Origin of the sequence: Mycobacterium sp. DL99 (genome assembly GCF_004762045.1) — a bacterium.
In the GTDB taxonomy this organism is placed as follows: domain Bacteria; phylum Actinomycetota; class Actinomycetes; order Mycobacteriales; family Mycobacteriaceae; genus Mycobacterium.
Window position 1 is genome coordinate 5353221 of sequence record NZ_SJOM01000007.1, and the last position, 24890, is coordinate 5378110.

The 24890-nt window shown below is 66.1% G+C and carries 28 protein-coding genes and 1 pseudogene; 19 read left to right on the forward strand and 10 right to left on the reverse strand.

Annotated features, from left to right (window positions below; genetic code table 11):
* Nucleotides 1-25 precede the first annotated feature (25 nt).
* Nucleotides 26-2296: an ATP-dependent DNA ligase gene (locus tag EYZ64_RS26080; RefSeq protein ID WP_135460258.1), complete on the reverse strand. Its 2271-nt coding sequence runs from the start codon at nucleotides 2294-2296 to the stop codon at nucleotides 26-28.
* Between the two features lie 125 nt (nucleotides 2297-2421).
* Between EYZ64_RS26080 and EYZ64_RS26085 the strand changes: the two genes are divergently transcribed.
* Both EYZ64_RS26085 and EYZ64_RS26090 read left to right on the forward strand, forming a co-directional pair.
* Entirely contained in the window at nucleotides 2422-3039 is a 618-nt protein-coding gene (locus EYZ64_RS26085) for a cutinase family protein (protein WP_135460259.1), read from the forward strand.
* Between the two features lie 23 nt (nucleotides 3040-3062).
* Nucleotides 3063-4001 carry a carbohydrate kinase family protein gene (locus tag EYZ64_RS26090; RefSeq protein WP_135458065.1) on the forward strand — a complete coding sequence of 313 codons (939 nt, stop codon included), beginning with the start codon at nucleotides 3063-3065 and terminating at the stop codon, nucleotides 3999-4001.
* Nucleotides 4002-4008: 7 nt separating this feature from the next.
* On the opposite strand, the gene pdxR is transcribed toward EYZ64_RS26090, so the two are convergent.
* A complete protein-coding gene (gene pdxR / locus EYZ64_RS26095) occupies nucleotides 4009-5436 on the reverse strand; it encodes a MocR-like pyridoxine biosynthesis transcription factor PdxR (RefSeq protein WP_135458067.1) in 1428 nt (475 codons plus the stop codon).
* Nucleotides 5437-5515: 79 nt separating this feature from the next.
* Here pdxR and EYZ64_RS26100 point away from each other — a divergent pair, with 79 nt between their 5' ends.
* Nucleotides 5516-6151, forward strand: coding sequence for a pyridoxamine 5'-phosphate oxidase family protein (locus EYZ64_RS26100; protein WP_135458069.1), 636 nt, complete (start codon nucleotides 5516-5518; stop codon nucleotides 6149-6151).
* 60 nt (nucleotides 6152-6211) lie between these two features.
* Nucleotides 6212-7090: a non-homologous end joining protein Ku gene (ku, locus tag EYZ64_RS26105; RefSeq protein ID WP_135458072.1), complete on the forward strand. Its 879-nt coding sequence runs from the start codon at nucleotides 6212-6214 to the stop codon at nucleotides 7088-7090.
* A 1-nt stretch (nucleotide 7091) separates the two neighbouring features.
* On the opposite strand, the gene EYZ64_RS26110 is transcribed toward ku, so the two are convergent.
* Nucleotides 7092-7394: a hypothetical protein gene (locus EYZ64_RS26110; protein ID WP_286175138.1), complete on the reverse strand. Its 303-nt coding sequence runs from the start codon at nucleotides 7392-7394 to the stop codon at nucleotides 7092-7094.
* 173 nt (nucleotides 7395-7567) lie between these two features.
* A complete protein-coding gene (locus EYZ64_RS26115) occupies nucleotides 7568-8047 on the reverse strand; it encodes a glucose-6-phosphate dehydrogenase (protein ID WP_135458074.1) in 480 nt (159 codons plus the stop codon).
* A gap of 142 nt (nucleotides 8048-8189) precedes the next feature.
* Here EYZ64_RS26115 and EYZ64_RS26120 point away from each other — a divergent pair, with 142 nt between their 5' ends.
* The 6 genes from EYZ64_RS26120 (at nucleotide 8190) to EYZ64_RS26145 (ending at nucleotide 12377) form a co-directional block, all read left to right on the forward strand.
* Nucleotides 8190-8471 (forward strand): hypothetical protein, encoded by a 282-nt coding sequence (locus tag EYZ64_RS26120; protein ID WP_135458077.1) that lies wholly within the window; start codon nucleotides 8190-8192, stop codon nucleotides 8469-8471.
* 133 nt (nucleotides 8472-8604) lie between these two features.
* Nucleotides 8605-9396, forward strand: coding sequence for an SDR family oxidoreductase (locus tag EYZ64_RS26125; RefSeq protein ID WP_135458078.1), 792 nt, complete (start codon nucleotides 8605-8607; stop codon nucleotides 9394-9396).
* Nucleotides 9397-9404: 8 nt separating this feature from the next.
* Nucleotides 9405-10481 (forward strand): NAD(P)H-dependent amine dehydrogenase family protein, encoded by a 1077-nt coding sequence (locus tag EYZ64_RS26130; protein ID WP_135458081.1) that lies wholly within the window; start codon nucleotides 9405-9407, stop codon nucleotides 10479-10481.
* A gap of 24 nt (nucleotides 10482-10505) precedes the next feature.
* Nucleotides 10506-10772 carry a hypothetical protein gene (locus tag EYZ64_RS26135; RefSeq protein WP_135458082.1) on the forward strand — a complete coding sequence of 89 codons (267 nt, stop codon included), beginning with the start codon at nucleotides 10506-10508 and terminating at the stop codon, nucleotides 10770-10772.
* 54 nt (nucleotides 10773-10826) lie between these two features.
* Complete coding sequence (locus tag EYZ64_RS26140; RefSeq protein WP_167857974.1) at nucleotides 10827-11057, forward strand: hypothetical protein; 231 nt, start codon at nucleotides 10827-10829, stop codon at nucleotides 11055-11057.
* A gap of 93 nt (nucleotides 11058-11150) precedes the next feature.
* Nucleotides 11151-12377 carry an Nramp family divalent metal transporter gene (locus EYZ64_RS26145; RefSeq protein WP_135458084.1) on the forward strand — a complete coding sequence of 409 codons (1227 nt, stop codon included), beginning with the start codon at nucleotides 11151-11153 and terminating at the stop codon, nucleotides 12375-12377.
* 49 nt (nucleotides 12378-12426) lie between these two features.
* Here the strand turns inward: EYZ64_RS26145 and EYZ64_RS26150 are convergent, their stop codons facing one another.
* The gene (locus tag EYZ64_RS26150; protein ID WP_135458086.1) at nucleotides 12427-13524 is read right to left on the reverse strand and encodes a glutamate--cysteine ligase 2; all 1098 of its coding nucleotides are present in this window, start codon (nucleotides 13522-13524) and stop codon (nucleotides 12427-12429) included.
* Nucleotides 13525-13586: 62 nt separating this feature from the next.
* On the opposite strand from EYZ64_RS26150, the gene EYZ64_RS26155 reads away from it, so the two are divergent.
* Nucleotides 13587-14402: an LLM class F420-dependent oxidoreductase gene (locus EYZ64_RS26155; RefSeq protein ID WP_167857975.1), complete on the forward strand. Its 816-nt coding sequence runs from the start codon at nucleotides 13587-13589 to the stop codon at nucleotides 14400-14402.
* A gap of 64 nt (nucleotides 14403-14466) precedes the next feature.
* Nucleotides 14467-15348 (forward strand): glyoxalase III HchA, encoded by an 882-nt coding sequence (gene hchA / locus EYZ64_RS26160; RefSeq protein ID WP_135458090.1) that lies wholly within the window; start codon nucleotides 14467-14469, stop codon nucleotides 15346-15348.
* 69 nt (nucleotides 15349-15417) lie between these two features.
* Here the strand turns inward: hchA and EYZ64_RS26165 are convergent, their stop codons facing one another.
* From EYZ64_RS26165 to EYZ64_RS26175, 3 genes and pseudogenes are all read right to left on the reverse strand, one after another.
* Nucleotides 15418-16089, reverse strand: coding sequence for a class I SAM-dependent methyltransferase (locus EYZ64_RS26165; protein ID WP_135460262.1), 672 nt, complete (start codon nucleotides 16087-16089; stop codon nucleotides 15418-15420).
* 24 nt (nucleotides 16090-16113) lie between these two features.
* Nucleotides 16114-16509: pseudogene (locus tag EYZ64_RS26170) on the reverse strand (nitroreductase family deazaflavin-dependent oxidoreductase); the annotation flags it as partial.
* On the reverse strand, nucleotides 16506-17474 hold the full coding sequence (locus tag EYZ64_RS26175; RefSeq protein ID WP_135458092.1) for an NADP-dependent oxidoreductase: 969 nt from the start codon (nucleotides 17472-17474) through the stop codon (nucleotides 16506-16508). The pseudogene EYZ64_RS26170 and the gene EYZ64_RS26175, both read right to left, overlap by 4 nt.
* A 130-nt stretch (nucleotides 17475-17604) precedes the next feature.
* Here EYZ64_RS26175 and EYZ64_RS26180 point away from each other — a divergent pair, with 130 nt between their 5' ends.
* Together EYZ64_RS26180 and EYZ64_RS26185 are read left to right on the forward strand one after the other, a co-directional pair.
* Nucleotides 17605-18240, forward strand: coding sequence for a DUF1326 domain-containing protein (locus EYZ64_RS26180; RefSeq protein ID WP_167857976.1), 636 nt, complete (start codon nucleotides 17605-17607; stop codon nucleotides 18238-18240).
* Nucleotides 18241-18380: 140 nt separating this feature from the next.
* Nucleotides 18381-19031: a DUF2182 domain-containing protein gene (locus tag EYZ64_RS26185; protein ID WP_210115579.1), complete on the forward strand. Its 651-nt coding sequence runs from the start codon at nucleotides 18381-18383 to the stop codon at nucleotides 19029-19031.
* Between the two features lie 24 nt (nucleotides 19032-19055).
* Here the strand turns inward: EYZ64_RS26185 and EYZ64_RS26190 are convergent, their stop codons facing one another.
* A complete protein-coding gene (locus EYZ64_RS26190; protein WP_135458096.1) occupies nucleotides 19056-19433 on the reverse strand; it encodes a DoxX family protein in 378 nt (125 codons plus the stop codon).
* A 134-nt stretch (nucleotides 19434-19567) separates the two neighbouring features.
* Here EYZ64_RS26190 and EYZ64_RS26195 point away from each other — a divergent pair, with 134 nt between their 5' ends.
* The 3 genes from EYZ64_RS26195 to EYZ64_RS26205 all read left to right on the forward strand — a co-directional run bounded on the left by EYZ64_RS26195 (nucleotide 19568) and on the right by EYZ64_RS26205 (nucleotide 21245).
* Nucleotides 19568-20083, forward strand: coding sequence for a MarR family winged helix-turn-helix transcriptional regulator (locus EYZ64_RS26195; protein WP_286175140.1), 516 nt, complete (start codon nucleotides 19568-19570; stop codon nucleotides 20081-20083).
* Nucleotides 20084-20158: 75 nt separating this feature from the next.
* Complete coding sequence (locus EYZ64_RS26200) at nucleotides 20159-20764, forward strand: NADPH-dependent F420 reductase (RefSeq protein WP_135458097.1); 606 nt, start codon at nucleotides 20159-20161, stop codon at nucleotides 20762-20764.
* A gap of 25 nt (nucleotides 20765-20789) precedes the next feature.
* Nucleotides 20790-21245 carry a nuclear transport factor 2 family protein gene (locus EYZ64_RS26205; protein ID WP_135458098.1) on the forward strand — a complete coding sequence of 152 codons (456 nt, stop codon included), beginning with the start codon at nucleotides 20790-20792 and terminating at the stop codon, nucleotides 21243-21245.
* A 77-nt stretch (nucleotides 21246-21322) separates the two neighbouring features.
* Here EYZ64_RS26205 and EYZ64_RS26210 read toward each other — a convergent pair whose 3' ends face one another.
* Nucleotides 21323-21832: a DinB family protein gene (locus EYZ64_RS26210; RefSeq protein WP_135458099.1), complete on the reverse strand. Its 510-nt coding sequence runs from the start codon at nucleotides 21830-21832 to the stop codon at nucleotides 21323-21325.
* Nucleotides 21833-21962: 130 nt separating this feature from the next.
* Here EYZ64_RS26210 and EYZ64_RS26215 point away from each other — a divergent pair, with 130 nt between their 5' ends.
* Nucleotides 21963-22424: an SRPBCC family protein gene (locus tag EYZ64_RS26215; RefSeq protein WP_135460264.1), complete on the forward strand. Its 462-nt coding sequence runs from the start codon at nucleotides 21963-21965 to the stop codon at nucleotides 22422-22424.
* 261 nt (nucleotides 22425-22685) lie between these two features.
* Nucleotides 22686-24857, forward strand: a complete 2172-nt coding sequence (locus tag EYZ64_RS32115) for a hypothetical protein (RefSeq protein ID WP_167857977.1) — start codon at nucleotides 22686-22688, stop codon at nucleotides 24855-24857.
* Nucleotides 24858-24890: the final 33 nt, after the last annotated feature.

Below are 24890 nucleotides of genomic sequence, written 5' to 3' on the forward strand. Positions count from 1 at the left end.
AAGAGAGTCTGCGTTGCGTCTGTTCCTATGATTCCCAGACCACGTCATCCGGCGACTTGTCCGGCCGCAGACCGCGCCAACTCGGCTGGCGCAGCCGTTGATCCGAGGTGCGCTCGCTGTAGCGGACCTCCCCCACCAACTCGGGCCGCACGTACGTGACCCCTTTGGCGTCGAGCTTCGGCAACGGCTTGTCGAAGGGTGACTCGTCGGTGTGCAGCGGGGTCAGCATGCCTTTGAGCTTGGTCAGTTCCTTCTCGGTGAACCCGGTGCCGACGCGCCCGGCGAACTGCAGGCCGTCGGGGCCGGGCACGCCGAGCAGCAGCGCGCCGATGCCGCTGCTGCGCCCGCCCTCCCCCTGGCGCCAGCCGCCGATCACCGCTTCCTGCGTGTTCCAGATCTTGTCCTTGATCCAGGAGGCCGACCGCCGGCCCGGCTGATATGTCGAGTCCCGCTTCTTGGCCACCACGCCCTCGAACCGGTGCTCGCGGGCATGGTCCATGGCCTCCGGTCCGTCGCCGGGCAGCGGCTCGGGAACGATCAGACCGCCGCCGGCGGCCAACGCGTCCAACACCTTTCGGCGATCAGAGTATTTGGCGCGTAGCAAGGAGCGGCCGTCGAGCCACAGGATGTCGAAGGCCCAGAACTCGACCCGGGTGGAGCGGGCCCGGTTCTGCATTTCACCAAAACTGGGCACCCCGGATTCGTCGAGCGCCACCACCTCGCCGTCGAGCACCAGGTGGTGGTCGGCGAGATCGGCGGCCAGCGCCTGTAATTGCGGGTACTCGGCGGTGACATCACGTCCGCGGCGTGAACGCAGTTGCAGGCGGCCATGTTCGGCCTCGACCAGCAGCCGGTAGCCGTCCCATTTGCCCTCGAACGCCCATTGCGTGGCCTTGAGTTTCGCGACGGACCCCTCGGTGGCGAGCATCGGCGCGAAATCCCGGGGTTCTGGTGTGGCCGACTTCTGGTCCTTCATCCGGTGTGCCAGCCAGTTCTTGCCCTCGGTCTGGATCAGGGCATAACGGCCATCGATGCGGTTGCCGCTCAGGGTGAAGATCACCTCGCCGTTGCGTGCCTCCGGATCGTCGGTCACCCGGAACTTCTCGGCCTCATAGGTGCCCGAGTCCCAGATCTCCATATGCCCGGCGCCATACTCCCCCTTGGGAATCGAGCCGTGGAAGGTGAGGTATTCGATCGGGTGGTCTTCGGTGTGCACCGCAAGGTGATTCACCGCGGTGGTCTCAGGTAGGTTCTTCGGAACGGCCCAGCTGACCAGCACGCCATCGCGTTCCAGTCGCAGGTCGTAGTGCAACCGTCGGGCGTGATGCTCCTGGATCACGAACCGGTCATTGTTGCCGGTCGCCGGAATGTCCTGCGGCACCGGCTCGGGAGTCTTGGCTGCATCGCGCATGCTGCGGTAGGCGGTGAGCTTGTCGGGGCGCGGGGCATCCTCGTCCAGCCCCGCCAGCAGGTCGCCTTCCTCGGAAACCCGTTGCAGCACTTCATCGAATCGCAGATGCCGCAGATCCGGGTCGTCGATCTCGTCCCATGTCCGGGGTGCCGCGACGGTCGGAAACTCCCGCCCGCGCAGCGAGTACGGCGCAATCGTGGTCTTGGACCCGCTGTTCTGGCTCCAGTCCAGAAAGATCTTCTGAGCACGGACACTGCGGGTCATGGTGGCGGTGACCAATGTGGGCATCGACTGTTCGAGTTGCTGGGCCACCCGCTTGGCCAGCACCGAAGCACCACGGGAGCTGATCGGCTCGGCCAGAGGCACATACAGGTGCAGGCCCTTGCTACCGCTGGTCAGCGGATACGTCGTCAGCCCGATGTCGCCCATCAGGTCGCGCACCGCCTGGGCCACCTCACACAACTGCGACATGGTGACGCCCTCGCCCGGATCGAGATCGAACACGATGCGGGTGGCCGGGCCCGGATTCCCGTCGGCGCCGAACCGCCATTGCGGCACATGCACTTCGAGTGCGGCCTGTTGCGCGATCCAGGCCAGACCCTCGCGGCTGTTGATGATCGGGTACGTGGTGGTGCCCGACTTGTGCGCGATGGTGCCGCGCTCGAGCCAGCCCGGAGCCGACGACGCGAGCTGCTTTTCGAAGAACGATGCCTCCGAGACGCCGTTCGGCCAACGCTTTCGGGTCACCGGCCGCCCGGCAATGTGCGGAAGCATCACCTCGGCGATGCTCAGGTAATAGTCGAAGACCTCAGCCTTCGTGGTACCGGTGGCGGGATAGAGCACCTTGTCTGGATTCGTCAGCCGAACCCGCTCATAGCGCTCCATGACGCCTGCCATGAGGCAAACGTATACCCACATCTGAGACACAGACCGTGTCAACGTGTGAGCATGGGCGGATGGCACTGAATCGCGTGCGCAGTTTGCTCCCCCAATTGGCCGTGGTCGTATTGATGCCCGTGGCGGTCGTTTTCACCGGCCCGACGCCTGCGGCGACGGCCGACCCCTGCGCGGACGTCGAGGTGGTGTTCGCCCGCGGCACCGGTGAGCCGCCCGGGATCGGCCGGGTGGGGCAGGCGATGGTCGACCGGCTCGGAGCTCTGATCGCACCACGCAGCCTCGGCGTGTACGCGGTCAACTATCCGGCTGGGCTCAACTTCCTGACGACCGCAGACGCCGCGAACGACGCGGCCGGGCATATCGCCTGGCTGGCCGACCAGTGTCCCGACACTCGGGTGGTGCTCGGCGGGTTCTCGCAGGGAGCCGCGGCAGTGTCGATGCTGGCGGGCGTGCCGCCGATCGGTGACCGGATCGGCACCATCGGCTCGGCTCCCGCGCTGCCGCCACCCAGTGCCGACCGGGTGGCGGCCGTCGCGGTATTCGGCAATCCCGGCAACCGATTCGGCACCCCGCTGTCGAGCACCGGGCAATTCGCCGGGCGCGCCATCGACCTGTGCAGCCCCGGCGATCCGATCTGTGTCGAGGGCGGCCGCGTCCGCGCGGCGCACAGCGCATACGAACTCCCGCCGTATCCCGACCAGGCGGCCGGTTTCATCGCCGGACGGGTCTAGCCGATGCCACCTACCATGGAGCCATGAGCCGGGCCCTGGTCATCGGCGAGGCGCTGATCGACGTCGTCGAAAGCGACGGCAGGATCAGTGGCGAGTACGTCGGCGGCAGCCCACTCAACGTGGCCGTCGGCCTCGGCCGGCTTGGCCGCGGCGTCGACTTCCTCACCCACATAGCCGAGGACGACCGCGGCAAGCGCATCGCCAAGTACGTGGAACACTCTGGGGTGCAACTGGTTTCAGGCAGCACGACTGCCACCCGAACGCCGACCGCAATGGCCACCCTGGACGCCGCAGGATCGGCCCACTATCGATTCGACATCGACTGGCAGTTGACCGGCACGCCCGAGGTGGCCACGCCGCTGCTGGTCCACACCGGCTCGATCGCCACCGTGCTGGAGCCGGGGTGTCGTGCTACCGCCGCGCTGCTGGATGCCTACCGGATGTCGGCGACCATCACGTTCGATCCGAATGTCCGGCCGGACGTGATCCAGGACGACGACATCGCCCGCGGGCGCATCGACCGACTCGTCGAACGCGCCGACATCGTCAAAGCCTCCGAGGACGACCTGCGCTGGATGGACCCCCGGCACTCCCCCGAACAGATCGCCCGGGCCTGGCTGGAGGTCGGCCCGTCGATCGTCGCGGTGACGTCCGGTGACCGGGGAGCCTTCGCGGTATGCCGGGCCGGCACGGTGTCGGTTACGGCGCGGCCGGTGCAGGTGGCGGACACCGTCGGTGCCGGCGACGCATTCATGGCGGGCCTACTCGATGCGGTGTGGACGTTGGGGTTGCTCGGTGCGGACCGCCGCCGCGATCTCGGGCGGATCAGCATCGAGGCCCTCGAACGTGCCCTGAAATCCGCGGCGCTGTCGGCGGCGTTGACAGTGGCCCGCCCCGGCGCCGACCTGCCGGATCTCGCCGCACGAGATGCCGCCGCACGAGATGCCGCCGCACAGGCCTGAGTACCACTCAGGGTTGACTGATCGCATCCGCGACGAGCTCCGCCACCGTGTCAGCCTGGGTCTCGGGCAGGCGCGCATATCCGCACACCAGTCCCCGGGCGCCGGCGACGCCCGCGAAGAACGTGGACAGGGGCGACACGGTGACACCCCGATCACGCAGCGTCGCAGCGATCGCGATGTCGTCTCTCCCGTCAGCCAGCCGCACCACCATGTGCAGACCCGCCTCGACCCCCTCCAGTCGGAGGCCCGCGCACCGTCGTCCAAGCGCACCGACGAGCGCCGACCGCCGAGCCGAGTACGTGCGTGCCGCCCTGGCGAGGTGGCGAGTCAACGCACCCGACTCGATGAACCGCGCCAGCGCGAGAGTGGTCACCCCACAGACTGATTCACCGCTGTTCTCCAATGCGTCGGCAACCGCGTCCCGCAGCCCCGGCGGTGGCAGCAGCCAGGCCACCCGCAGCGCGGGCGTGAGGATCTTCGACGCCGTCCCGATGTAGGCCACGCAATCGCGGCCGCCGTCGATGCCACGCAACGCGGGCAGCGCAGACACGTCGTACCGGAACTCGCCGTCGTAGTCGTCCTCGATCAGCAGGCTGCCGGTCCGAGCTGCCCACTGCACGAGACGCGCACGACGCGCCACCGGTAGCCGCGCCCCGAGCGGATACTGATGTGCCGGAGTGCAATACACGGCTGCATCAGAAGCGCGCAGCGATCCCGGATCGAGGCCGTCGCCGTCGACCGCTACCGCACGCGTTCGGGCGCCGGACATTTCGAAGGCCCGCCGCGCCTCGTCGTAGCCGGGTTCCTCCAACGCGATATCGCGGCCGACCAGTCCGGCCGCGGCGTTGACGGTGCGCAACGCCGAGGCCACGCCGGGCACGATGATCAGTTCGCCCGGGTCGGCGACGATGCCACGGGTGCGACGCAGATGACCGGCCAGGGCCAGGCGGAGCTCAGCATGCCCATCGGGCCCTGCCGCGTCGGCGGGCACGGGTGCGGCCGCGGCCGCTCGCCAGGCCCGCCGCCAGTCGGTGGTCGAGATCTGTCGGGGATCAGGGTGCCCGGGGGTGAGATCCCACGCGGGCGGCTGTTGACGGGGAGCGATCGGGGCCATTGTGGTGACGCCGCCCAAGGTGACGTGGGACGCTGCGCCCGCGTGGGCCGCGGTGTCTGCACCGGCGGCGATCCGTGTGCCCGATCCGGGCCGAGAGGTGATGTAACCGGCCGCGGCAAGCTCGTCGTACGCGTCGACCACGGATGAGCGGGCCACCGCGAGTTCGGCAGCCAGGCTGCGGGTCGACGGCAGCGCGTCGCCGGGACCGAGCCGGCCGAGGCGGATCTGCTCGATGATGGCCGTTGCGATGCGCTGCCGCAGCGGCGCCTCGTCGGCGGGGAGCTGCAATGCCAAGTGCAGCTCGGGTGCATGGCGCGCCATGCCGCCACAATAGTGGTCTGGACTTCCCTGCCAGTTCTGGACCTTCTGGACATGCCGGAATTCCCCCAGAATTCGTTCCGTGAAGCAGATCAGGAGAGAACGCGAGCTCGCCCGCACCGATCGTCCCGGCCTCGACTCGGTACTCGACGCAGCGGCGGTGGGCACGCTCGCGACGGTGGTGGACGGACAGCCGTGGGTTGTGCCCATGCTCTATGCCCGCGACGGCGACCGGATCCTCCTGCACGGGTCGACGGGCGCGGGTGCGCTGCGGCATGTCGCGGCCGGGGCCCCTGCCGCGTTCTGCGTCACGCTGCTGGACGGAATCGTGGTGGCGGACACGCTTTTCGACTCCACGGCCAACTACCGATCCGCCGTCGTACGTGGACACCTGACCGTCATCGACCCGGCCGACGCGGCATACGCACTGGATCTGTTGAGTGACTCACTGATCCCTGGCCGCAGTTCCGAGGTGCGGTCCAGCACGAAAAGAGAGCTCGCCGCGACACTCGCGATCGCACTGCCGATCACGCCCGACGGCTGGACGGTCAAGGTGCGCAATGCCCCGCCGGCGCCGCCGGACGACGCGGCCGACTCCGGCGGATGGGCCGGCGTGGTGCCCCTTCGGACCGTGGCCGGCGAGCCGATCGCGGCGCCGTGGGTGGGCGCCGACGTCGACACACCCGAGTCGGTGCACGGCCTCGTCAAGGGCAGCTGACCCGACGCACCGATCCGGTGGTTCTTCGCGCACTCGCCGATATCAAGCCATACTGGGCAAATGCGATCCATCTGGAAGGGTTCGATCGCCTTCGGCCTGGTGAACGTGCCGGTCAAGGTCTACAGCGCCACCGAGGACCACGACATCAAGTTCCATCAGGTCCACGCCAAGGACAACGGGCGCATCCGCTACAAGCGCGTCTGCGAGGTGTGCGGCGAAGTGGTCGAGTTCCGCGACATCAACAAGGCGTTCGAATCCGACGACGGACAGATGGTGGTGATCACCGACGAGGACATCGCCACCCTGCCCGAAGAACGCAGCCGCGAGATCGAAGTCGTCGAGTTCATCCCGGCTGAGCAACTCGACCCGTTGATGTACGACAAGAGCTACTTCCTGGAGCCCGACTCGAAGTCATCGAAGTCGTATGTGCTGCTGGCCAAGACGCTTGCGGAAACCGAACGCGTGGCCATCGTGCACTTCTCGCTGCGCAACAAGACGCGCCTGGCCGCCTTGCGGGTCAAAGACTTCAGCAAGCGCAACGTCATGGTGATCCACACCCTGCTGTGGCCCGACGAGATCCGCGATCCGGATTTCCCGGTGCTGGACAAGGAAGTCGAGATCAAACCGGCCGAATTGAAGATGGCCGGTCAGGTGGTGGAGTCGATGACCGATGACTTCAAGCCGGACCAGTTCCGCGACGACTACCAGGAACAGCTGCACGAGCTGGTCCAGGCCAAACTCGAAGGCGGAGAGGCCTTCTCGGTCGAAGAACAGCCGACCGAGCTCGACGAGACCGAGGACGTGTCCGACCTGCTGGCCAAACTTGAGGCCAGCGTGAAGGCGCGCGGCGGCGCGGCGCAAGAGCCCGCCAAGCAGGCACCCGCGAAGAAAGCCCCGGCCAAAAAGACCCCCGCCAAGAAAGCGGCGGCCAAGAAGTAACTCAGCGGCGGCAGTCCAGGTCCACGTACACCGTCGTGTACTGCAGATTCTGTCCGGGGTTGAACGACGTGATGCTTGCCGCGCCCGGCGGCACCTGCGGTGCGGTGACCGAACGACCTTGACGAACGGCACTCACGGTGCAGTCGTCGATGGCCCTGGTGCCCACCTTGCTCAAGATCACCCGGTAGCCCTGACTTTCCAGGTCACTGATGGTTTGACTCGCGGTCGACTCAGTGGGCGCGGCAACAGCAGGCGGGGCCAACGCCGCCCCCAGCCCACACAGCCCGGCGCCGGCGACACACACGCTTCTCAAGTTCCGTTTCACTGGGTTCAGCCCGTCCTCTCGGTTTCGGTAAGTGGGCTAAACCTAAAACGCCGAAATCCGTTGTCGGACAATCTCATACCGAATCCACACCGGTTCACACGCAGAGAACGCCGCCGAAATACGGCGTTAACATGAGCGCTCTCGGAGCGCCGTCAGGCAGGCACGTCGACGCGCAGGGCCTCGTGTTCGTCCAGGATCCGGCGCAGTGCGGCATCCATGGGATGAGCGGATTCGAGGTCATGGCTGCAGCGACGATCCACCACGACCACCGAGCCCAGGCTCAGCGGTGTGTGCTCGATCTGGTCGACGAACGCGTCGAACACCGTGTGCGGGGTCGCCAGGTAGTACAGACCGTGACGGGCGTCGGCGAAACGCGCGCCGTATATCAGGCCGCACTGGGTGATGACGAAAAATTCCGATGCCGGGTGCACGCGATGGCCGGGGTGACCCAATTCCTCCTCACCCCACACCTCCGCTGCCAGACGGGCCTGAGCCAATCGGTCCTGCAGGTCGTCGGTACAGGCCAGCAGGCGGTGGACAAGGGTGCCCGCCGCCGACGGGTACTGATCGATCGCGGGCCTGAAGTACCGCGCGAAAAGATCGCCGAAGAAATCATATCGCTGCTGGGTCATCGCGGCTCCCACCTTGAACTGACACCTCCAGTGTGCGCCCGTCACCGCCGCGGCGGAGGTCCTTTGACGCGCTGGGTCAGATGCGCATCGTCGTGCGCCCGTTCGGCCCCGACCTCCCAGGCCACCACCTCATACTTGGGGAATGTTGCCGAGGGCCAGGGCCGTCGCGGTCGTATTCGCCCTAGCCGGCACCGCCTATGCCGGCGCCGCTGCGCCGCCCGCGGGCGCCGACGGAGCGGATGCCGTCGTCAGGGATCTGGAGGCGGAGGGATACACCGTCAACATCAACTGGCTCAGCGGGTTCAACACGCAGCAGCTGTCGGATTGCACCGTGGTCCGGGTCAACAACCCCTCGTCAAGTCCCGAGCCGATGCCGGGTGACACCGTCTATGTCGATGTCACCTGCCCGAACAACTTGTACTAGCGTTCCCCGCCTCCAGGGAGATTCCGATTCGCGCGGGCGAGCGCCACAGGACAACTAGAACGTGTTTCAGAAACCACCCACGGACGCTGTCGTGCCCTGCTAGCGTGGCGCCGAGCTAGGGAACGGAGCGCACGTGATTCTGGACAGATTCCGACTCGACGACAAGGTTGCGATCGTCACCGGGGCAGGGCGTGGACTGGGCGCGGCAACCGCGCTGGCATTCGCGGAAGCGGGCGCCGACGTGCTCATCGCGGCCCGCACGAAAGCCCAACTCGACGAGGTGGCAAGTCAGATCGCCGAGACCGGGCGGCGGGCGCATGTGGTCGTCGCCGACCTGGCGCACCCGGAGGCCACCGCCGAACTCGCGGCCGCCGCGGTGGAGGCGTTCGGCAAACTAGACATCGTCGTCAACAACGTCGGCGGCACCATGCCCGCGCCGCTGTTGAACACGTCCACCCAGGATCTGCGCAACGCGTTCACGTTCAACGTGTCGACCGCGCACGCGCTGACGTGTGCGGCGGTGCCGTTGATGCTCGAACACTCCGGCGGCGGCAGCATCATCAACATCACCTCCACGGTGGGGCGCCTGGCCGGGCGGGGATTCGCCGCCTATGGCACCGCGAAAGCCGCCCTCGCGCACTACACCCGGTTGTCCGCACTGGACTTGAGCCCCCGCATCCGCGTCAACGCGATCGCGCCCGGTTCGATCCTCACCTCGGCCCTCGACATCGTCGCCTCCAACGACGCCCTGCGCGACCCGATGGAGAAGGCCACCCCGTTGCGCCGGCTCGGCGATCCGACCGACATCGCCGCCGCCGCGGTGTACCTGTCCTCCCCGGCGGGTAGCTATCTGACCGGCAAAGTGCTCGAAGTCGACGGCGGCCTGAACATGCCCAACCTCGACCTGCCCATCCCTGACCTCTGAGGAGAAGAATGCCCATTCGCGTAGCGGCAGTCGGCACCGGAAACGTCGGCAAGCACGCACTCAAGCAGCTCGTCACCAATCCGGACTACGAACTCACCGGCGTGTGGGTGTCCTCATCGGCCAAGGCCGGCAAGGATGCCGGAGAGCTTGCCGGCCTTGATGTTTCGACAGGCATCCTGGCCACCGACGACCTGGACGCGATCCTGGCCGACAAACCGGACTGCGTGGTGTACACCGCCCTTGCCGACAACCGGCTGCCCGAGGCCCTTGAGGACTACCGGCGCATCCTGGCGGCCGGGGTCAACGTGGTGGCCAGCTCCGCGGTGTTCCTGCAGTACCCGTGGCAGGTGCTGCCGGCTGAGCTGATCGAGCCCATCGAGACGGCGGCGCAAGAGGGATCTTCGACCCTGTTTGTTAATGGCATCGACCCCGGCTTCGCGAATGACCTTCTGCCCCTTGCCCTTGCCGGCACCTGCCAACAGATCGAACAGATCCGCTGCATGGAGATCGTCGATTACGCGACGTACGACAGCGCGGCGGTGATGTTCGACGTGATGGGCTTCGGCAAGCCGATCGACGAAACTCCGATGCTGCTGCAGCCAGGAGTCCTGACCCTGGCCTGGGGTTCGGTGGTCCGTCAGCTGGCCGCCGGCCTGGGTATCGAACTCGACGAGGTGACCGAGGAGCACACCCGGGTACCGGCGCCGGAGGACTTCGACATCGCGGCCGGCCATATCCCGGCGGGCACCACTGCCGCATTGCGTTTCGAGGTGCGCGGTATGCGCGACGGCAAGGCAGCCGTGGTGCTGGAGCACGTGACACGGCTTCGCGACGACCTGTGCCCCGAGTGGCCGCAGCCCGCGCAGGAGGGCGGCTCATACCGGGTCGTGGTGACCGGTGAACCGTCCTACCACCTGGACCTGCGCCTGAGCAGCCCCAACGGCGACCACAACCACGCGGGGCTGGTCGCCACGGCGGCGCGGGTGGTCAACGCGATCCCGGCGGTGGTGGACGCCAAGCCGGGCATCCGGACCACTCTCGATCTGCCGTTGATCACCGGCCGGGGTCTGTACGCTGCCGGGTAGATCCCCGCTGGAAGGAGCGCCGCGATGAAAATTCTCCTCAGCACACTTACCGGTTTCCTGATGGTTGGCGGCGCTTCCGCGGCGATCGCCCTGGCCCCGCTGGCCTCGGCCGAACCCAGCGCTCCCAGCGAGCCCCGCCTGCTGCCGCAGTGCGAGGTGACCGGCGGCAGCTCGGTCGAGGGTGGACAGACCACCGAATGCGCAACCGAGGGCAACGTCCAGATCGACTCGACTCCGCCGCAGCCCGGCTACGGGATGTTCCCCTGGGACGACGATTTTTTCGTGCTCTGACCAGCGCTGACAGCGCCGTTCAGACGTAGACTTGCTCCAGGATCGGAGTAGGTCATGACGAACATAGTTCGGTACCTGGCTGCGCTGCTGGCGGTGCCGTGTTTGGCGATTCTGACTGCTCCGGCCGGCTCGGCCGCACCGAAGTGCACCAACACCTCACCCAACACCACGCTGTGCCAGACCAATGGCAGCACTCAGATCGTGACCTCCCCGCCCGCCATGAGGAACTACGGCCCCGGGTACGGCTGGATGTTCGGCTTCGGCGGCATCGTCGTCGGTTGGTGACACCCCTGGTGACCACCCCCCGACGTGGCTTCGCCGGAAAGTTTCGGCTACCCTAACTTTTCTATTCGCATACCCGGATAGAAAGCGGAGCCGTTGTTAGAGGACACCAAGGCGCGCACGACGCCGAGCTGGATGCTGCTCGGGCCGGCCTTCGTCGCCGCGATCGCCTACGTCGACCCCGGGAACGTCGCCGCGAATGTCAGCGCGGGCGCGCAGTTCGGCTACCTGCTGGTCTGGGTCATCGTGGTGGCCAACGCCATGGCCGGCCTGGTGCAGTACCTCTCGGCCAAGCTGGGCCTGGTCACCGGCCGGTCGCTGCCCGAGGTGATCGCCGACCACACGCGCACCCCGTCCCGTATCGCCTACTGGATACAGGCCGAATTGGTAGCCGTCGCAACCGATCTCGCCGAAGTCGTGGGCGGGGCGATCGCCCTGCACCTCCTGTTCGACCTGCCGCTGCTACTCGGCGGAGTCATCACCGGGGTGGTGTCGCTACTGCTGCTGAGCGTGCAGAACCGCCGGGGTCAGCAGGTGTTCGAGCGGGTGATCACCGGACTGCTGATGATCATCGCGATCGGCTTTCTGACCAGCCTGTTCGTCGAGACTCCCCCGGCGGCCGAGGTCGCGGCCGGGCTGATCCCCCGGTTCCAGGGCACCGAAAGCCTGCTGCTGGCCACCGCGATGCTCGGCGCCACGGTGATGCCGCACGCGGTCTATCTGCACTCCGGCCTGGCCCGTGATCGGCACGGCCACCCCGAACCGGGCCCCCGGCGACGACGTCTGCTGCGGGTGACGCGCTACGACGTCGGGCTCGCGATGCTGCTGGCAGGCGCGGTGAACCTGGCCATGCTGCTGGTCGCGGCAATCAACCTGCAGGGGCGCGACAACACCGACTCCATCGAGGGAGCCCACGCCGCGGTCCGCGACACCCTGGGCCCGACGGTCGCCCTGCTGTTCGCGATCGGACTGCTGGCCTCCGGCCTCGCGTCGACCTCGGTCGGCGCGTATGCGGGCGCGATGATCATGCAGGGGCTGCTACGTCGCTCCTACCCGCTGCTGTTGCGTCGCGTGGTCACCCTGATCCCGGCTCTCGCCGTCCTGGCCATCGGCGTCGACCCCAGTCGCGCCCTGGTGCTGTCCCAGGTCGTGCTCTCGTTCGGCATACCGCTGGCGCTGATCCCGCTGGTGCGGTTGACCAGTAACACGACCCTGATGGGCGACGACGTCAACCACCGCGTCACCACGGCCCTCGGCTGGGGTGTGGCCGGATTGATAAGTGTGCTCAACGTGGTGCTGATCTATCTGACCGTGACGGGCTGAATGCTTGCTTCCGCACGCCTGGATCGAGTTCCTGCGGCGCTGGGCAGCGCTAATCGCTGATCACAGCAGCCGCCAATTCGCCTATCACATCAGCGATTTCACCACGACGCCGCCAGGCCCGACGCTGCCGCATCGCACCGTTGCCCTCGGCGACGACGCGGCCTAGCTCGCCACGGACCATGTCGTAGTCGCCCAACTGCAACAGGGCCGGCCGCACCGTTTCGACGAACCGGCCGAGCAACTCCCGCGCCGGGACGGGCGACTGGTCTCCGAGCAGATCGATACAGTCGCCGTTCAGGCCGTCGTGAGCGGCTTCCCAATGTGCCGCACGGATTTGGTAGTCCGCCAGGTGCGGAACCGATTCGCCCGCGTCGTACGCGTGCAGCGCCGTCATCACCCCGGCGCGGATCAGCGTGGCGACCAACACGGTCTCAGCGACGGTGGCCGGCACATCGCACACCCGCACTTCCACGGTCGGGAAATTCGCCGACGGCCGGACATCCCAATAGATCATGCCGTCGTCCAGCGCGGCGCCGGCCCGCTCGAGCATGGCGACGGCGGCGTCGTACTGCGCGACCGAATCGAAATACGGCGGAGGCCCTGAGCTCGGCCACCGCGACCACAGCACACTGCGGAAGCTGGCATAGCCACTGTCGGTGTTGCGATAGATCGCCGAATTGGCGGTCAGCGCCAACAACACGTGTAGCCACGGCCGCAGCCAGTTGCTGACGTGGATGGCGGCCTCTCGGTCGGGCACCGCGACATGTACGTGGCAGCCGCAAATGCCCTGTTCGTGGGCGATCATGCCGAACCGGTGGGCGATCCTGCGGTAGCGCGCGGTGGGCGTCACCGGGAACTTGTGCGGCACGGTCGGCGGCAAGGCGGCGGCCAACAGCTGCGCGCCGCTGGCGGCGGCGGCATCGGTGGCAATCCGGCGCAACCTGGTCAGCTCGGAGCGCAACGCGCTGCTGCTGTCCATCACGTCCGTGGTGGTCTCGATCTGGCAGCTGGTCAGCTCCAGTTGCAGGTCCACCCCGTGCTCGGCGGCACTGGCGGCGACCTGCTTGTTACGGGCGATCGGTTCGCCGCGCTGTAGGTCGATGAGCAGGAACTCCTCCTCCACGCCCACCGTCGGATGACTTGTCACGGCTCAGAATTGCCCGCTGTAGACGCCTCCAAACCTGCAGCCGCCGTGCCTAAGATCGGGTGATGCCCAACGATTTCCGCTTCGGTGTCAGCCTGCGAACCGTCGAATCCCAGTCACAGATTGCCGACGAGGCCCGGCGTGCCGAAGACCTCGGCTTCGACGTGCTCAACGTTCCCGACCATCTGGGCGCGCCCGCCCCGTTCCCGACCCTGACCGCGATCGCCGCGGCGACCAGCACGCTGCGGGTCGGGACGTTCGTGCTCAACGCCGGCTTCTACAAACCGGCGCTGCTGGCGCGCGACGCCACCGCCCTGCGGGATCTGTCCGGTGGCCGGTTCGACCTCGGTCTCGGCGCGGGGTACGTGCGCGAAGAGTTCGACGCCGCCGAGCTACCCTTCCCCAGCGCGCGCGACCGTATCGACTATCTGCGCCACACCACCGAGTACCTGCGCGACCATGCACCCGACATCCCGATCCTCATCGCGGGCAACGGCGACCGCCTGCTGACGGTGGCCGCCCAGACCGCCGACATCATCGGCCTCACCGGTGGTGATCACGTCGACGGCGACCCGCTGGCCGACCGAATTGGCTTCCTACGAAAAGCTGCCGGCAACCGGTTCGACGAGCTGGAGCTCAACATCGCCGTCACCGCGATGCCCGCTCCCGGCAGCGAGATGCCCATTCTCAACGTCCCCCGCCATTTCCTGCCGGGGCTCAGCGACGAGGAACTCCTGCGGCACCCCGGAGTCCTGTCAGGGTCGGTCAGCGCCATGGCCGACCACATTCGCGGGCTGCGGGAGAAGTACGGCATCACCTACGTCATCGTGCAGATCGCCCACGCCGAGGCGTTCGGGAAGGTGATCGCCGAACTCCGATAGGCAGCGCCCGATCGGGGTATGTACAGACCCAAGCCAGGTTGACGAATAAGAAGTGGTGAACGCGATGTCACAAGATTCAGACAACCTCAGCAAGGTGCCCAGCCCCGATCTGGCCGAGGACAACGCCTACTTCCCGTCGCCCTACTCGTTGAGTCAGTACACCTCAGCCAAGACCGACTTCACCGGCGTCGAGCACAAGGGCGCCTACACCGAGGGCCGGTGGAAGGTGCTGATGATCGCCACCGAAGAGCGATATGTGTTGTGCCAGAACGGAAAGATGTTCTCCACCGGTAACCATCCGGTGGAGATGCTGCTGCCGCTGCACCACCTGATGCAGACCGGGTTCGATGTCGATGTCGCAACCATCTCCGGGTACCCGGCCAAGCTTGAGTTGTGGGCTCTGCCCCACGAGGACCCAGCCGTGATGTCGACCTATGAGGCCCTCAAACCCAAGCTCAAACAACCCCTCAAGCTGTCCGACCTGGTCGACGATCTCAGAGCCTCCGACTATCTGGCGGTCTTCATTCCCGGCGGCCATGGTGCCGTCGTCGGGCTGCCGGGCAGCGAAGCGGTGGGCCGGACGCTGAACTGGGCGGTGGACCACGGCCGGTTCATCATCACCCTGTGCCACGGTCCGGCGGCACTCCTGGCCGCCGGCCTCGGCAAGTCCCAGTCACCATTGGCCGGATATTCGGTGTGCGTGTTCCCCGACTCGCTCGACGAGGGTCCCAACATCGACATCGGGTACCTGCCCGGGCGCCTGCAGTGGCTCGTCGCCGACCTGCTGGCCAAGCAGGGGCTCACCATCGTCAACGACAAGATGGCAGGCACCGTGTATCAAGACCGCCGACTGCTCACCGGTGACAGCCCGCTGGCATCCGACGCACTGGGCAAACTGGCCGTCAACTGCCTGCTCGATGCGCTCGGGCTGGAGCGTCAGGCCTGAGCTGGTTGAAAGCTATCTGAAGTGCATCCATGAGAGGCACAGCTTCGCTCGCAACGTCATTCAGAGCGCCTATCGGCGTTCGGCGCGGAGATACCAGAACGCCATATCTGCCTCTGCCCCATCCAATTCGCCAGGCACGGTGGCAGGTTCGATCGATGTGATGTCCCATCCGGCGCTGCCGAGGATGGCGCGCAGCGTCTCCTCGGACACCGCCGGGCGCGGGTCCTTACCGACCGGGTTGGCATCGGAGAAGCAACTGAGCAACAAGGTGGCACCCGGCCGTGTGGCCCGGTGAACTGCAGCGGCATAGCGACGTCGACCCTGGTCATCGAGTGAATGGAGCATGCCGACATCTATCACGGTGTCGAACCCGCCGGTGTAGCCGTCCAGTTGGGTGGAGTCGGCCACTGCGAATCTCACGTCGACCCCGGCTTCCGTGGCACGCTCCTCGGCGGTGGCCAGTGCGGTCGGCGATATATCCAACGCAGTGACCGCGTGACCGTGCTCAGCCAGGTAGACGGCGTTGTCCCCGTACCCGCAACCGACGTCGAGGACATCACCGTTGATCCAGCCGGTGGACTGCCATCTGATGACACTCTCGCTGGGCGCCTTGGTGTCCCATGGCGGCGTAGCGACGGGGGCGATGCCTTCACCCGGACTTTCCCCTCGGTAGAGGGCATCGAAATCGATGTGCGGAAATTCAGAAGATCCGCGCGCGGAATTGAGGTCCGCTTCAGTCATCGGGGTACCGGCGGGCGTGAGTGCGACCACCGGAATGATCCGCGAGGTCATTCGCTGATACTCCGCGAATCCGGGATACCGCTCGGCCTGCAACGCGTACTTGTCGTCCCGCTCCGTGCCCTGCAGATCAGTGGCACGTACCTCGAGCATGCGGTCGCCGACCTCGATACGGACTTCGGGATTCGCCTTCAGGTTCCAGTACCAGGCAGGGTTGTAGTCAGCGCCTCGGTTGGACGGGAAAACGAGATAGCGCTCGCCATCGGCCATATACATCATGATGTTGGTGCGCGCCTCACCGCTGCGGGCACCGACAGTGTGCAGCACCAGGATTGGCGCACCTTCGAACGGGCCGCCGACGTGGCCATGGTTGGCGCGGAACTCAGCAATATTGCGCGCGTTGAAGTCCAGACCATCGCTCATTGTTCCTCCTCGGATTCGGTGTCGGCGCTCATCTGTTCTGAAACCCGCAGCACCAATTTGCCCCGGGTGTGCCGTCGTTCAACTTCCAGGAAGGCGTCGCGCACGTCCTCAAGGGCGAAGACTCCGGCGATCGGTACATCCAGCTCACCCCGCGCGATGAGGCCGGCCAGTTCGGCGAGTACCGCCGCGGTGGCGGCCTCGTTACCGCCCGCGGTCATCACCCCGTACTGTGCCGCGGCTGCGAAGTCAGCGATGGTGTCGATCCGGTCGGCCGGGATGTCGAGTTCATCGACGGCCATGGCGACGTAGCCGTCGCCGAAGAAGTCGAGGAAGGCGTCGACACGGCCCGAGGGCGCCGCGGCACGCAACCGGGCAGCCAGCCTGTCGCCATAGTTGACCGGAACCACGCCATTGTCGGCGAGCCACGCATCGTTGGACGGTCCGGCGATGCCGAGGACGGTCGCCCCGGCCTTCCTCGCAAGTTGAACCGCGATTGAACCGACCCCGCCGGCCGCACCGGCAATCGCCACCGTCTCCCCCGGAGCCAGCTCAATGGCCTGCACCGCGCCATATGCGGTGGCACCCGCGACAAACAATGAGCCGGCCACCTCCCACGAGACCCCGGACGGTTTGGCCGTCACCTGGGTCACCGGCACGCTCACGTATTCGGCGTGACTCGACCGGCTCATCGAGAATCCGATCACCTCGTCGCCCACCGCGAAATCACTCACCCCTTCGCCCGTTTCAACCACCACTCCGGCAAGATCACTGCCCTGGCCGGAGGGAAAGGCGGCTGGAAACTGGTCCGCCAGCGCGCCGCTGCGGATCACCGCCTCACTCGGATTGATGCCGGCCGCCCGGACTTCGACGAGAACCTCGCCGGGCGCCGGAACGGGACGCGGTACGTCGCGCACCTCAAGGACCTCGACGCCGCCATACGAATCGAACTGCACTGCTTTAGCCATAACATCAGAGTAGGCGCCTTACATGAAATTTCAATATGAAATTTCATGTAATCTCGTGTCGGCGATCACACACCGATGGTCGCCCAATCCGACGACAATCAGCAGCATCGGGAGAAACGAGGTGAATCCCATGGCTGATCGATGGCTGATCCGCGGTACCGAATTCGAGAACTGCAACTGCGCCTGGGGCTGCCCGTGCCAGTTCGGTGCGAAGTCGACCCATGGACACTGCGAAGCGTTCATGGCCGGCCACATCGAGGAAGGGAACTTCAACGACACGAGCCTGGACGGCCTCGACTGGGCATCGCTCATGTCCTGGCCGGGTGAGGTCCACGAGGGTGGCGGCACCCAGCAGGTCATCATCGACGAACGGGCGGATCCGGCTCAGCGAGAAGCGCTTCGCAAGATTCTGCACGGCGAATCAACCGCCCCGGGGGCGACGCACTTCTTCGTGTACAACAGCATGATGGCGACCGTGCTGGGCACGCTGTACGCACCGATCGAACTGTCGATCGATGTCGATCACCGTACGGCCAGCCTCAAGATCAAGGGACTGGTCGAATCACGCGGGGCGCCACTCCCAGGCCTGGGCCGCGGAGCATTGGCGAACAACATTCGCCTCAGCACGCCCGATGGGCCGCGCTACATCTATGCCGAGATGGGCACCGGCTGGACCACCGCCCGGGCGGGAATCGATCTCGACTTCAGCGACAGCTACTGTCAATTCAACGTTCTGCACATGAACCAGGACGGACTGATCCGCTGACCACGTCTCGGGTCGGGCGTTCCCGGGACCGGCTGGCCGTATTCGCAGGCATGGCCGGCATCACCGTCGCGGCCTGGATTTACGTCGCGCTGAGCGCGCACCGGACGGCGACCGGGCCAACGGGCATGAATGGTCAGTCGATGGCGTCAATGGACGCCATGACCGGCGTACAGCCCTGGACCGCAACCGAATTCGGCCTGAGGCTAACGATGTGGGCCGTGATGATGATCGCGATGATGGTTCCCACCGCGGCGCCGATGACCCTGATGTACGCCGCCGTTTCCCGAAAGGCCGCGGCCCAGCAAACCCCGGTGGCCCCGACCTCCATCTTCGTCGCCGGCTACATCGCGATGTGGACGGCATTCAGTCTCCTGGCCACCATCGCGCAGTACGCGCTGGAGCGGGCCACACTGCTCTCCCCGATGATGGTGTCCACGAGTCATGTCCTCGGAGCCGTTCTGCTGATCGCCGCGGGTGTCTATCAGTTCACCCCGCTCAAGAATGCATGCCTGCAGAATTGCCGGGCGCCAGCACATTTCATGTCGAAATACTGGCGCACCGGCAACCTCGGCGCCTTCCGCATGGGCCTGCGACTCGGCGCCTTCTGTGTGGGCTGCTGCTGGATCCTGATGGGATTGTTGTTCATCGGCGGGGTGATGAACCTGCTGTGGATCGCCGCGATCGCCCTTTTCGTCGTGTTGGAGAAGACGCTTCCGTTCGGCGTCAGGAGCGGACAGTTCGCGGGTGGCGCGATGATCCTGGTCGGCGTGACGAGTCTGGTCTTGATCTGACCGTCACGCCCCAGGTCAGTTTCATCAGCCGAGCGGGAAAGACCCGAACCGGCCCCAGGCAACGAACACCGCCAAAGCGAACAGCACGACGTTGACGACGATGTTTGCCCATTCCTTCCTGCGGGCGTGAACGGTGGCCGCGCCGACCATGACGAGCGCCAAGCCGATCGCCGCCAGCGGAACGAGCACCGGGGCAATGTGCGTTACCGCCGGCACGATCAACCCCACCGCGCCGAGGATCTCGACAGAACCAATGGCACGAATGGCGGCCGGGCTCACATCCTGCGCCCAGCCCTGCCCGGAGCTGACCAGCTTGTCTTTGGGCACAGCCAGTTTCATCAAACCGCTTCCCACAAAGCCCGCAGCCAGGACGATGGCGGCGATCCACAAGGCGATGTTCATGGTGTTCTCCTCAGTTGTCGGGTGAAGCTCAGTGCCGGTAGCGGCCCCACCACGTCAGCAATGAGTTGAAGTTTCAAATTATTCCGATTTGCTTCACACGGGAAACATCAAGTCAAGGGATTACCCTGAATTCCGTGACTGACGCGTCCGACGGAGCGGATACCCGCTGGCTCAGCGAGGCCGAGCTCACGGCATGGCTGCCGTTCAGCGCGACGATGATGGCCCTGGCGAGCGCGCTGGAAACCCAGTTGCGCCGCGACTCGAAGCTGTCGCTGTTCGGCTATTTCGTACTCGCAGCCCTGAGCGAGGCCCCCGACCGGACCATGGCAGTGAGCCACCTGGCACTACTCGCCAACGGATCGCTGTCACGGGCCTCGCACGCCGTATCGGCCCTGGAAAATCGGGGCTGGGTAACCCGTGCCCCCGACCCCGGCAACGGCCGCGTCACGCTGGTGACACTCACCGACGAAGGCCACGAAAAAGTGGCGGCGAGTGCACCGGGTCACGTGGAGGCCGTGCGGCGGCTGGTGATCGACCCACTGACCCCACAACAGTTGCGCCAGCTGGGGCGCGCGTCGGAAGTCATCCTCGAACAGCTCAACACGACCGGCGAGCGCCCGCTGTGGGAGGACCGGGCACGTCGCGGCTGACGATGCCGTCGGAAATACTGGGCGCCCCGCCACGGTTACGTGAGTTGAATCTTCAATCGTCACCAGGAGGAGACCATGCGATTCGGAACAATCGGCGCGGGGAATATCGGACTCGCACTCGCCCGGCATGTCGTCAAGGCCGGATACCCGGTGACCATATCCAATAGCCGTGGGCCGCAATCGCTTGCCGCCGTCGTCGACGATCTCGGCCCGTTGGCCACGGCCGGGACCGCGGCCGAAGCGGCGCAGGCCGACATCGTCTTCCTGGCAACACATTGGTCCGTGGCGACCGACGTCCTCGACTCCCTGCCGAACTGGGATGGTCGCATCCTGGTCGACACCACCAACATTTTCGAGGTTGTCGACGGCGCACTGGTTCCCGCCGAACTCGGCGACCAGACCGGCAGCGAGATCATCGCCGCCCACGCGCCGGGCGCGCGGGTCGTCAAGGCATTCAACACGTTGTACGCCGCCTATATCGACGCAGATCCCCGCCACGAAGCCGGCCGCCAAGTTGTCTTCTACGCCGGCGATGACGACGACGCCAAGGCCACCGTCGGTGCTCTCATCGATGAATTCGGGTTCGCCGCAGTCGATATCGGGCCCCTGCGCGACGGCGGTCGGCTCATGCAGATCGACGGAGGACCCCTGTCCGGCCTGCATCTGCTGAAGCAGGACTGACCCCCTCGACCCAGGGAGAAATTCAGTGATCGACGACATCGAAGACTTCCGTGCACTCGATCCGTTCTTTCGGATCATCGAGCAGGGCCTCGCGGGATTGGTCGACGGCGAGCACTTCTTCGACCTACTGGCCGAGGACGTCGTTTTCGATTTCATCATCACGGTCCCCGGCTACCCACGCCATGTCGTGGGCCGCGACAACCTGGTCGAGCTGTACCGGGGCTACGGCGACACCTTCTTCCTCGACCGCTGTTACGACCTGCGGACGCATCACTCACCATCGACGTCCACGGTCGTACTCGAATACTCATCGGCAGGCCGCGTGGTGGCGACCGGCAAGCCGTACGGCAACAGGTACATCTCGGTGGCCACGGTCAAAGACCGGAAAGTCACCCACTGGCGTGACTACCTCGACCCGCTCCGGGTCTCCGCAGCACTTGAGGGACGCACCTTCGAACCTGACGCCACCGACCCGAGCTGATCTGGGTTGACATGTCCGGATGCCTCCGGGAGCCGTTCTCGGTACTCGCAGGGCAACTCCGCCAGCAGGCGCCGTTCTCAGACACCCGCCTGCCCGTCGATGCGTTCGCGGATCAGGTCCGCATGCCCACAATGGCGGGCGTACTCGGCGATCATGTGCGTGTAGATCCAACGCAAACTGACCTCGCCATCCATGAATGCGGCGGTGTCATCGAGCCGACGCTCGGCACAGTTGAGACGTGCCTGCTCGACCTCGTCCCGCCAGACCTGTGCGGCGACGCGGAATGACGATTGCGCGGATACCTCAAAGCCACCGTCATGGCCGTTCGGATCCCGGGGTCCGAAGATCGGTGGCGCGTCTTCACCGGTGAGCACTCTGCGGAACCAGTTACGTTCGACTTCCGCCGCGTGCTGCACCAGCCCCAGCAAGGTCAGCCCGGACGGCGGCACCGACGCCGAACGCAGCTGCGCATCAACCAGGCCGTCGCATTTCAACATCAACGTGGCGCGATAGAAGTCCAACCAGCTCTCCAGCGTCATGCGCTCATCAGCATTCAGTGGCGGCATCGGCCGCTGGATCGACGTCATGCCCCGTGATGCTGCCATCGCACTCCGACATCGCCACCGCCGCCGGGACGGTAGGCCTTGTGCTGACGCCGGTGCATATGTTGCGCTGGATCGAACGCGTTCAGGGTGTCTGGGAGGGGAAACCATGGCCATGGAAGGCTCGGTCACGGTGCGGATGTCCGCGCCGGCGGACCGCATCTGGGACCTCATCTCCGACGTCCGCAACACCGGGAAGTTCTCGCCCGAGGTAATGGAAGCCGAGTGGCTCGGCGGGGCGACCGGGCCAGCACTCGGCGCGCGGTTCCGCGGCCACGTGAAGCGCAATGAGATCGGACCCGTCTACTGGACCACCTGCAAAGTGACGGCCTGCGATCCCGGACGTGAATTCGGCTTCGCGGTGATGATGGGTGACCGGGCAGTCAACACCTGGCACTACCAGTTGGCACCGGCCGGAACGGACACCGATGTCACCGAGTCCTTCCGGATGCCGCCGGGAGCGTTCACCGCCGTGTTCTCGGTTCTCGGCGGTCAACTCCGCCAGCGCCGCAACGTCCGCGACATGCGCAAGACGCTGGAACGGATCAAGGCCGTCGTGGAGGGCTCGGGGCAGTAGGCGCCAAAGCCCGGTGCCCCTGTCGATCGACCTCCCCCGAGCCGGCCAGACGCAACTTCCTGTGCGCACCTTTGCGCAAGCTGTGTATTGATGAGAATTCCGCCAGGGCCCTGGTCCGTGTAGCGGCCCGGCGTGACATTTAGTTATGCTTAATATTGCGTAGGCATACATCTTGGCGCCCACCATTGGCACTTGTACATCTGGAAATCACGCGGTCGGGAGTGATGTGACCAGGCACCGGTCATCATCGAGGAGGTCGGAATGACTGCTCTCAGCCCCCCACCCGTCGACTTGAGAACTTTGCGGCCCGTCGAGCCGCTGCCGCCGCGCCGCCGGCTCATCCCCCGGTCACGCCGAGGCAAAGCCGCCATCGCCGGTGGATTAGTCGTGTTGCTGGTCGCCGGGCTACTCGGCGCGACGTACACGACCTCGCCGGGAGGCACCTTGTGGGATGTCCAGAAGGCGATCTTCCCCGAGCACGCGCAAGGCGTTGCCCTGACCGCCGTCGTCGATGATCTGAAGACGGCGCAGGACATCCTCGGAAGCGGACAGCAGCCGACCGCCGATCAGCTGACCGACGCGCGCACGGCACTCAATGAGGCCAAGCAAGGCCTGGACTACGTCTCCCCGTCTCCGCAGCGCACCAGTCTGCAGAACCTCTATCTGCAACTGACACAACAACTTCTGCAGTACACCCCAGATTCGGTGCAACAACTGGTGGCTCTGCCCGCACCAGCTGCGGCACCGCAAATTCCCGACGCGACACTGACAAGCGGGGCCGCGCCGACAAGCGGGGCCGCGCCGACATGGGGGTACACGGGCGCTGGTGGCGACGACTTCATCCCACCGCCACCCGGCGTTCCGGTCGAGCCCGTAGCCGGCTGGGCCCAGCCCGCGGATCCTCCGCCGACTCCGAACCTCGGGTACCTCGGTTACTACGACCCGTCCTGGGGACAGCTATACGGCTACAACCAAACTGGCTGGTACAACTACGACCTCAGCGGCTACAACCAGTACGGCTTCGATTTCCTCGGCTACGACCGCTGGGGCTACGACCGCTGGGGTTATGACCGGTGGGGCTATGACCACTGGGGGTACAACTGGGGCGGCTACAACTGGGCCGGCTACGACCGCCACGGCTGGGACCGCAACGGCTGCAACGAATGGGGCCAGCGCCGCGACCATCCCGGCGACCCCCGCAAGCAAGACTGGTACGACCGCCACCACCCGTACAAGCAGTACTACCAGTGGAAGTTCCAGAACCACGATCCGGTGTACCGCCGGGCGCTATGGAACCGGGCCCACGGATTCAACCCGGACAGGTACCAAAACTGGAACAGGAACCGGGATTGGCACAATCCGCGTAACCGCGACTGGGCACGGCCGGCCACCCCCAATCCAGTCATCAAGGTGGACATCCGCGTCTCATCTCCGGTGGTGAACCTGAATGCCTCACTGGCGCAGTTCATCTCAAACGACAAGACGACCCGCAGCTCCGCGGCGCTGATGAAGAACCTCGCGGACAAATCCACCCGTGACTTCACCAGAGAACTCGCCCCGCGGCCGACCATCCTCACCGAGCAGGCGCCGGCGTCCCCCCTGAAAAACTGGCCCGCCGCACCCAAGGCCAGCCACGAAACAACGTTCGCACCACCGGCATTGACGGCAGCCACGCCGGCTACGCCACCGTCCAAGGTGTCACCCGAGTTTTCCGCACCCAAACTCCCGCCGGCGCCCGCCGACACACCCCCGACGATCGACAAACCGCGGGAAAAGCCAGAGCCCGCACCGGACAACATGGCGCCGAGAACGGACCCCGATCGTTCCGCTGAGCAGATGCCGACACCCCCGAAGGGGGACGCACCAGACCGTGCCGGGGCTCCGCCGGCCGAGCCGAGACCGGACACCCCGTCCAAACCTGAGTTGACACCTCCGGCCGAACCGAAAACGGACAGCCCGTCAGACCCTGTGGTGACACCGCCCCGCGAGGACTCAACACCGCACCGGGACAACCCTGTTCGTGAGGCACCCGCACCGGAAGCGCCAGCACAGGAAGCGCCAGCACAGGAAGCTCCGGTACGGGAGGCGCCGACGCGGCAAGAGCCACCGCAAGAGCGCACCGCACCGGAACGACCCACCCAGGCTCCGGAGCCGCCGCGGCAGAAGACCGCACCGGAACCACCGGCCCAAGCACCTGTTCCTCAGACCCCGGTCCAACAAGCGCCAGTCCGGGAGGCACCGGTCCAACAAGCACCAGTCCGAGAGGCACCGGTCCGGGAGGCACCGCCCCAGCGTGAGGCGCCCGTTCGGCAGAAGCCCGAGCGGCAGGCACCGCCGGAACGTGAGGCTCCGCGATCCGATCCGGGCCCACGTCAGTCGCCCGAACAGCCAAGGACAAAGGGACCCAAGTGTTCATCATTTCCGATGTGCTGAACATCCTTGTCCCGCACGGTCACTGACGCCTGA

Coding starts and splice junctions, on each gene's coding strand:
- EYZ64_RS26135 (WP_135458082.1), top strand. CDS start 10,506: ATGAAAATTCTCCTCAGCACACTTACCGGTTTCCTGATGGTTGGCGGC.
- EYZ64_RS26215 (WP_135460264.1), top strand. CDS start 21,963: ATGGAAGGCTCGGTCACGGTGCGGATGTCCGCGCCGGCGGACCGCATC.
- EYZ64_RS26120 (WP_135458077.1), top strand. CDS start 8,190: ATGTTGCCGAGGGCCAGGGCCGTCGCGGTCGTATTCGCCCTAGCCGGC.
- EYZ64_RS26080 (WP_135460258.1), bottom strand. CDS start 2,296: ATGGAGCGCTATGAGCGGGTTCGGCTGACGAATCCAGACAAGGTGCTC.
- EYZ64_RS26165 (WP_135460262.1), bottom strand. CDS start 16,089: ATGACTGAAGCGGACCTCAATTCCGCGCGCGGATCTTCTGAATTTCCG.
- EYZ64_RS32115 (WP_167857977.1), top strand. CDS start 22,686: ATGACTGCTCTCAGCCCCCCACCCGTCGACTTGAGAACTTTGCGGCCC.
- EYZ64_RS26190 (WP_135458096.1), bottom strand. CDS start 19,433: ATGAACATCGCCTTGTGGATCGCCGCCATCGTCCTGGCTGCGGGCTTT.
- EYZ64_RS26180 (WP_167857976.1), top strand. CDS start 17,605: ATGGCTGATCGATGGCTGATCCGCGGTACCGAATTCGAGAACTGCAAC.
- EYZ64_RS26175 (WP_135458092.1), bottom strand. CDS start 17,474: ATGGCTAAAGCAGTGCAGTTCGATTCGTATGGCGGCGTCGAGGTCCTT.
- EYZ64_RS26115 (WP_135458074.1), bottom strand. CDS start 8,047: ATGACCCAGCAGCGATATGATTTCTTCGGCGATCTTTTCGCGCGGTAC.
- EYZ64_RS26085 (WP_135460259.1), top strand. CDS start 2,422: ATGCCCGTGGCGGTCGTTTTCACCGGCCCGACGCCTGCGGCGACGGCC.
- ku (WP_135458072.1), top strand. CDS start 6,212: ATGCGATCCATCTGGAAGGGTTCGATCGCCTTCGGCCTGGTGAACGTG.
- EYZ64_RS26130 (WP_135458081.1), top strand. CDS start 9,405: ATGCCCATTCGCGTAGCGGCAGTCGGCACCGGAAACGTCGGCAAGCAC.
- EYZ64_RS26140 (WP_167857974.1), top strand. CDS start 10,827: ATGACGAACATAGTTCGGTACCTGGCTGCGCTGCTGGCGGTGCCGTGT.
- EYZ64_RS26155 (WP_167857975.1), top strand. CDS start 13,587: ATGCCCAACGATTTCCGCTTCGGTGTCAGCCTGCGAACCGTCGAATCC.
- EYZ64_RS26200 (WP_135458097.1), top strand. CDS start 20,159: ATGCGATTCGGAACAATCGGCGCGGGGAATATCGGACTCGCACTCGCC.
- pdxR (WP_135458067.1), bottom strand. CDS start 5,436: ATGGCGCGCCATGCACCCGAGCTGCACTTGGCATTGCAGCTCCCCGCC.
- EYZ64_RS26210 (WP_135458099.1), bottom strand. CDS start 21,832: ATGACGTCGATCCAGCGGCCGATGCCGCCACTGAATGCTGATGAGCGC.
- hchA (WP_135458090.1), top strand. CDS start 14,467: ATGTCACAAGATTCAGACAACCTCAGCAAGGTGCCCAGCCCCGATCTG.
- EYZ64_RS26090 (WP_135458065.1), top strand. CDS start 3,063: ATGAGCCGGGCCCTGGTCATCGGCGAGGCGCTGATCGACGTCGTCGAA.
- EYZ64_RS26185 (WP_210115579.1), top strand. CDS start 18,381: ATGGCGTCAATGGACGCCATGACCGGCGTACAGCCCTGGACCGCAACC.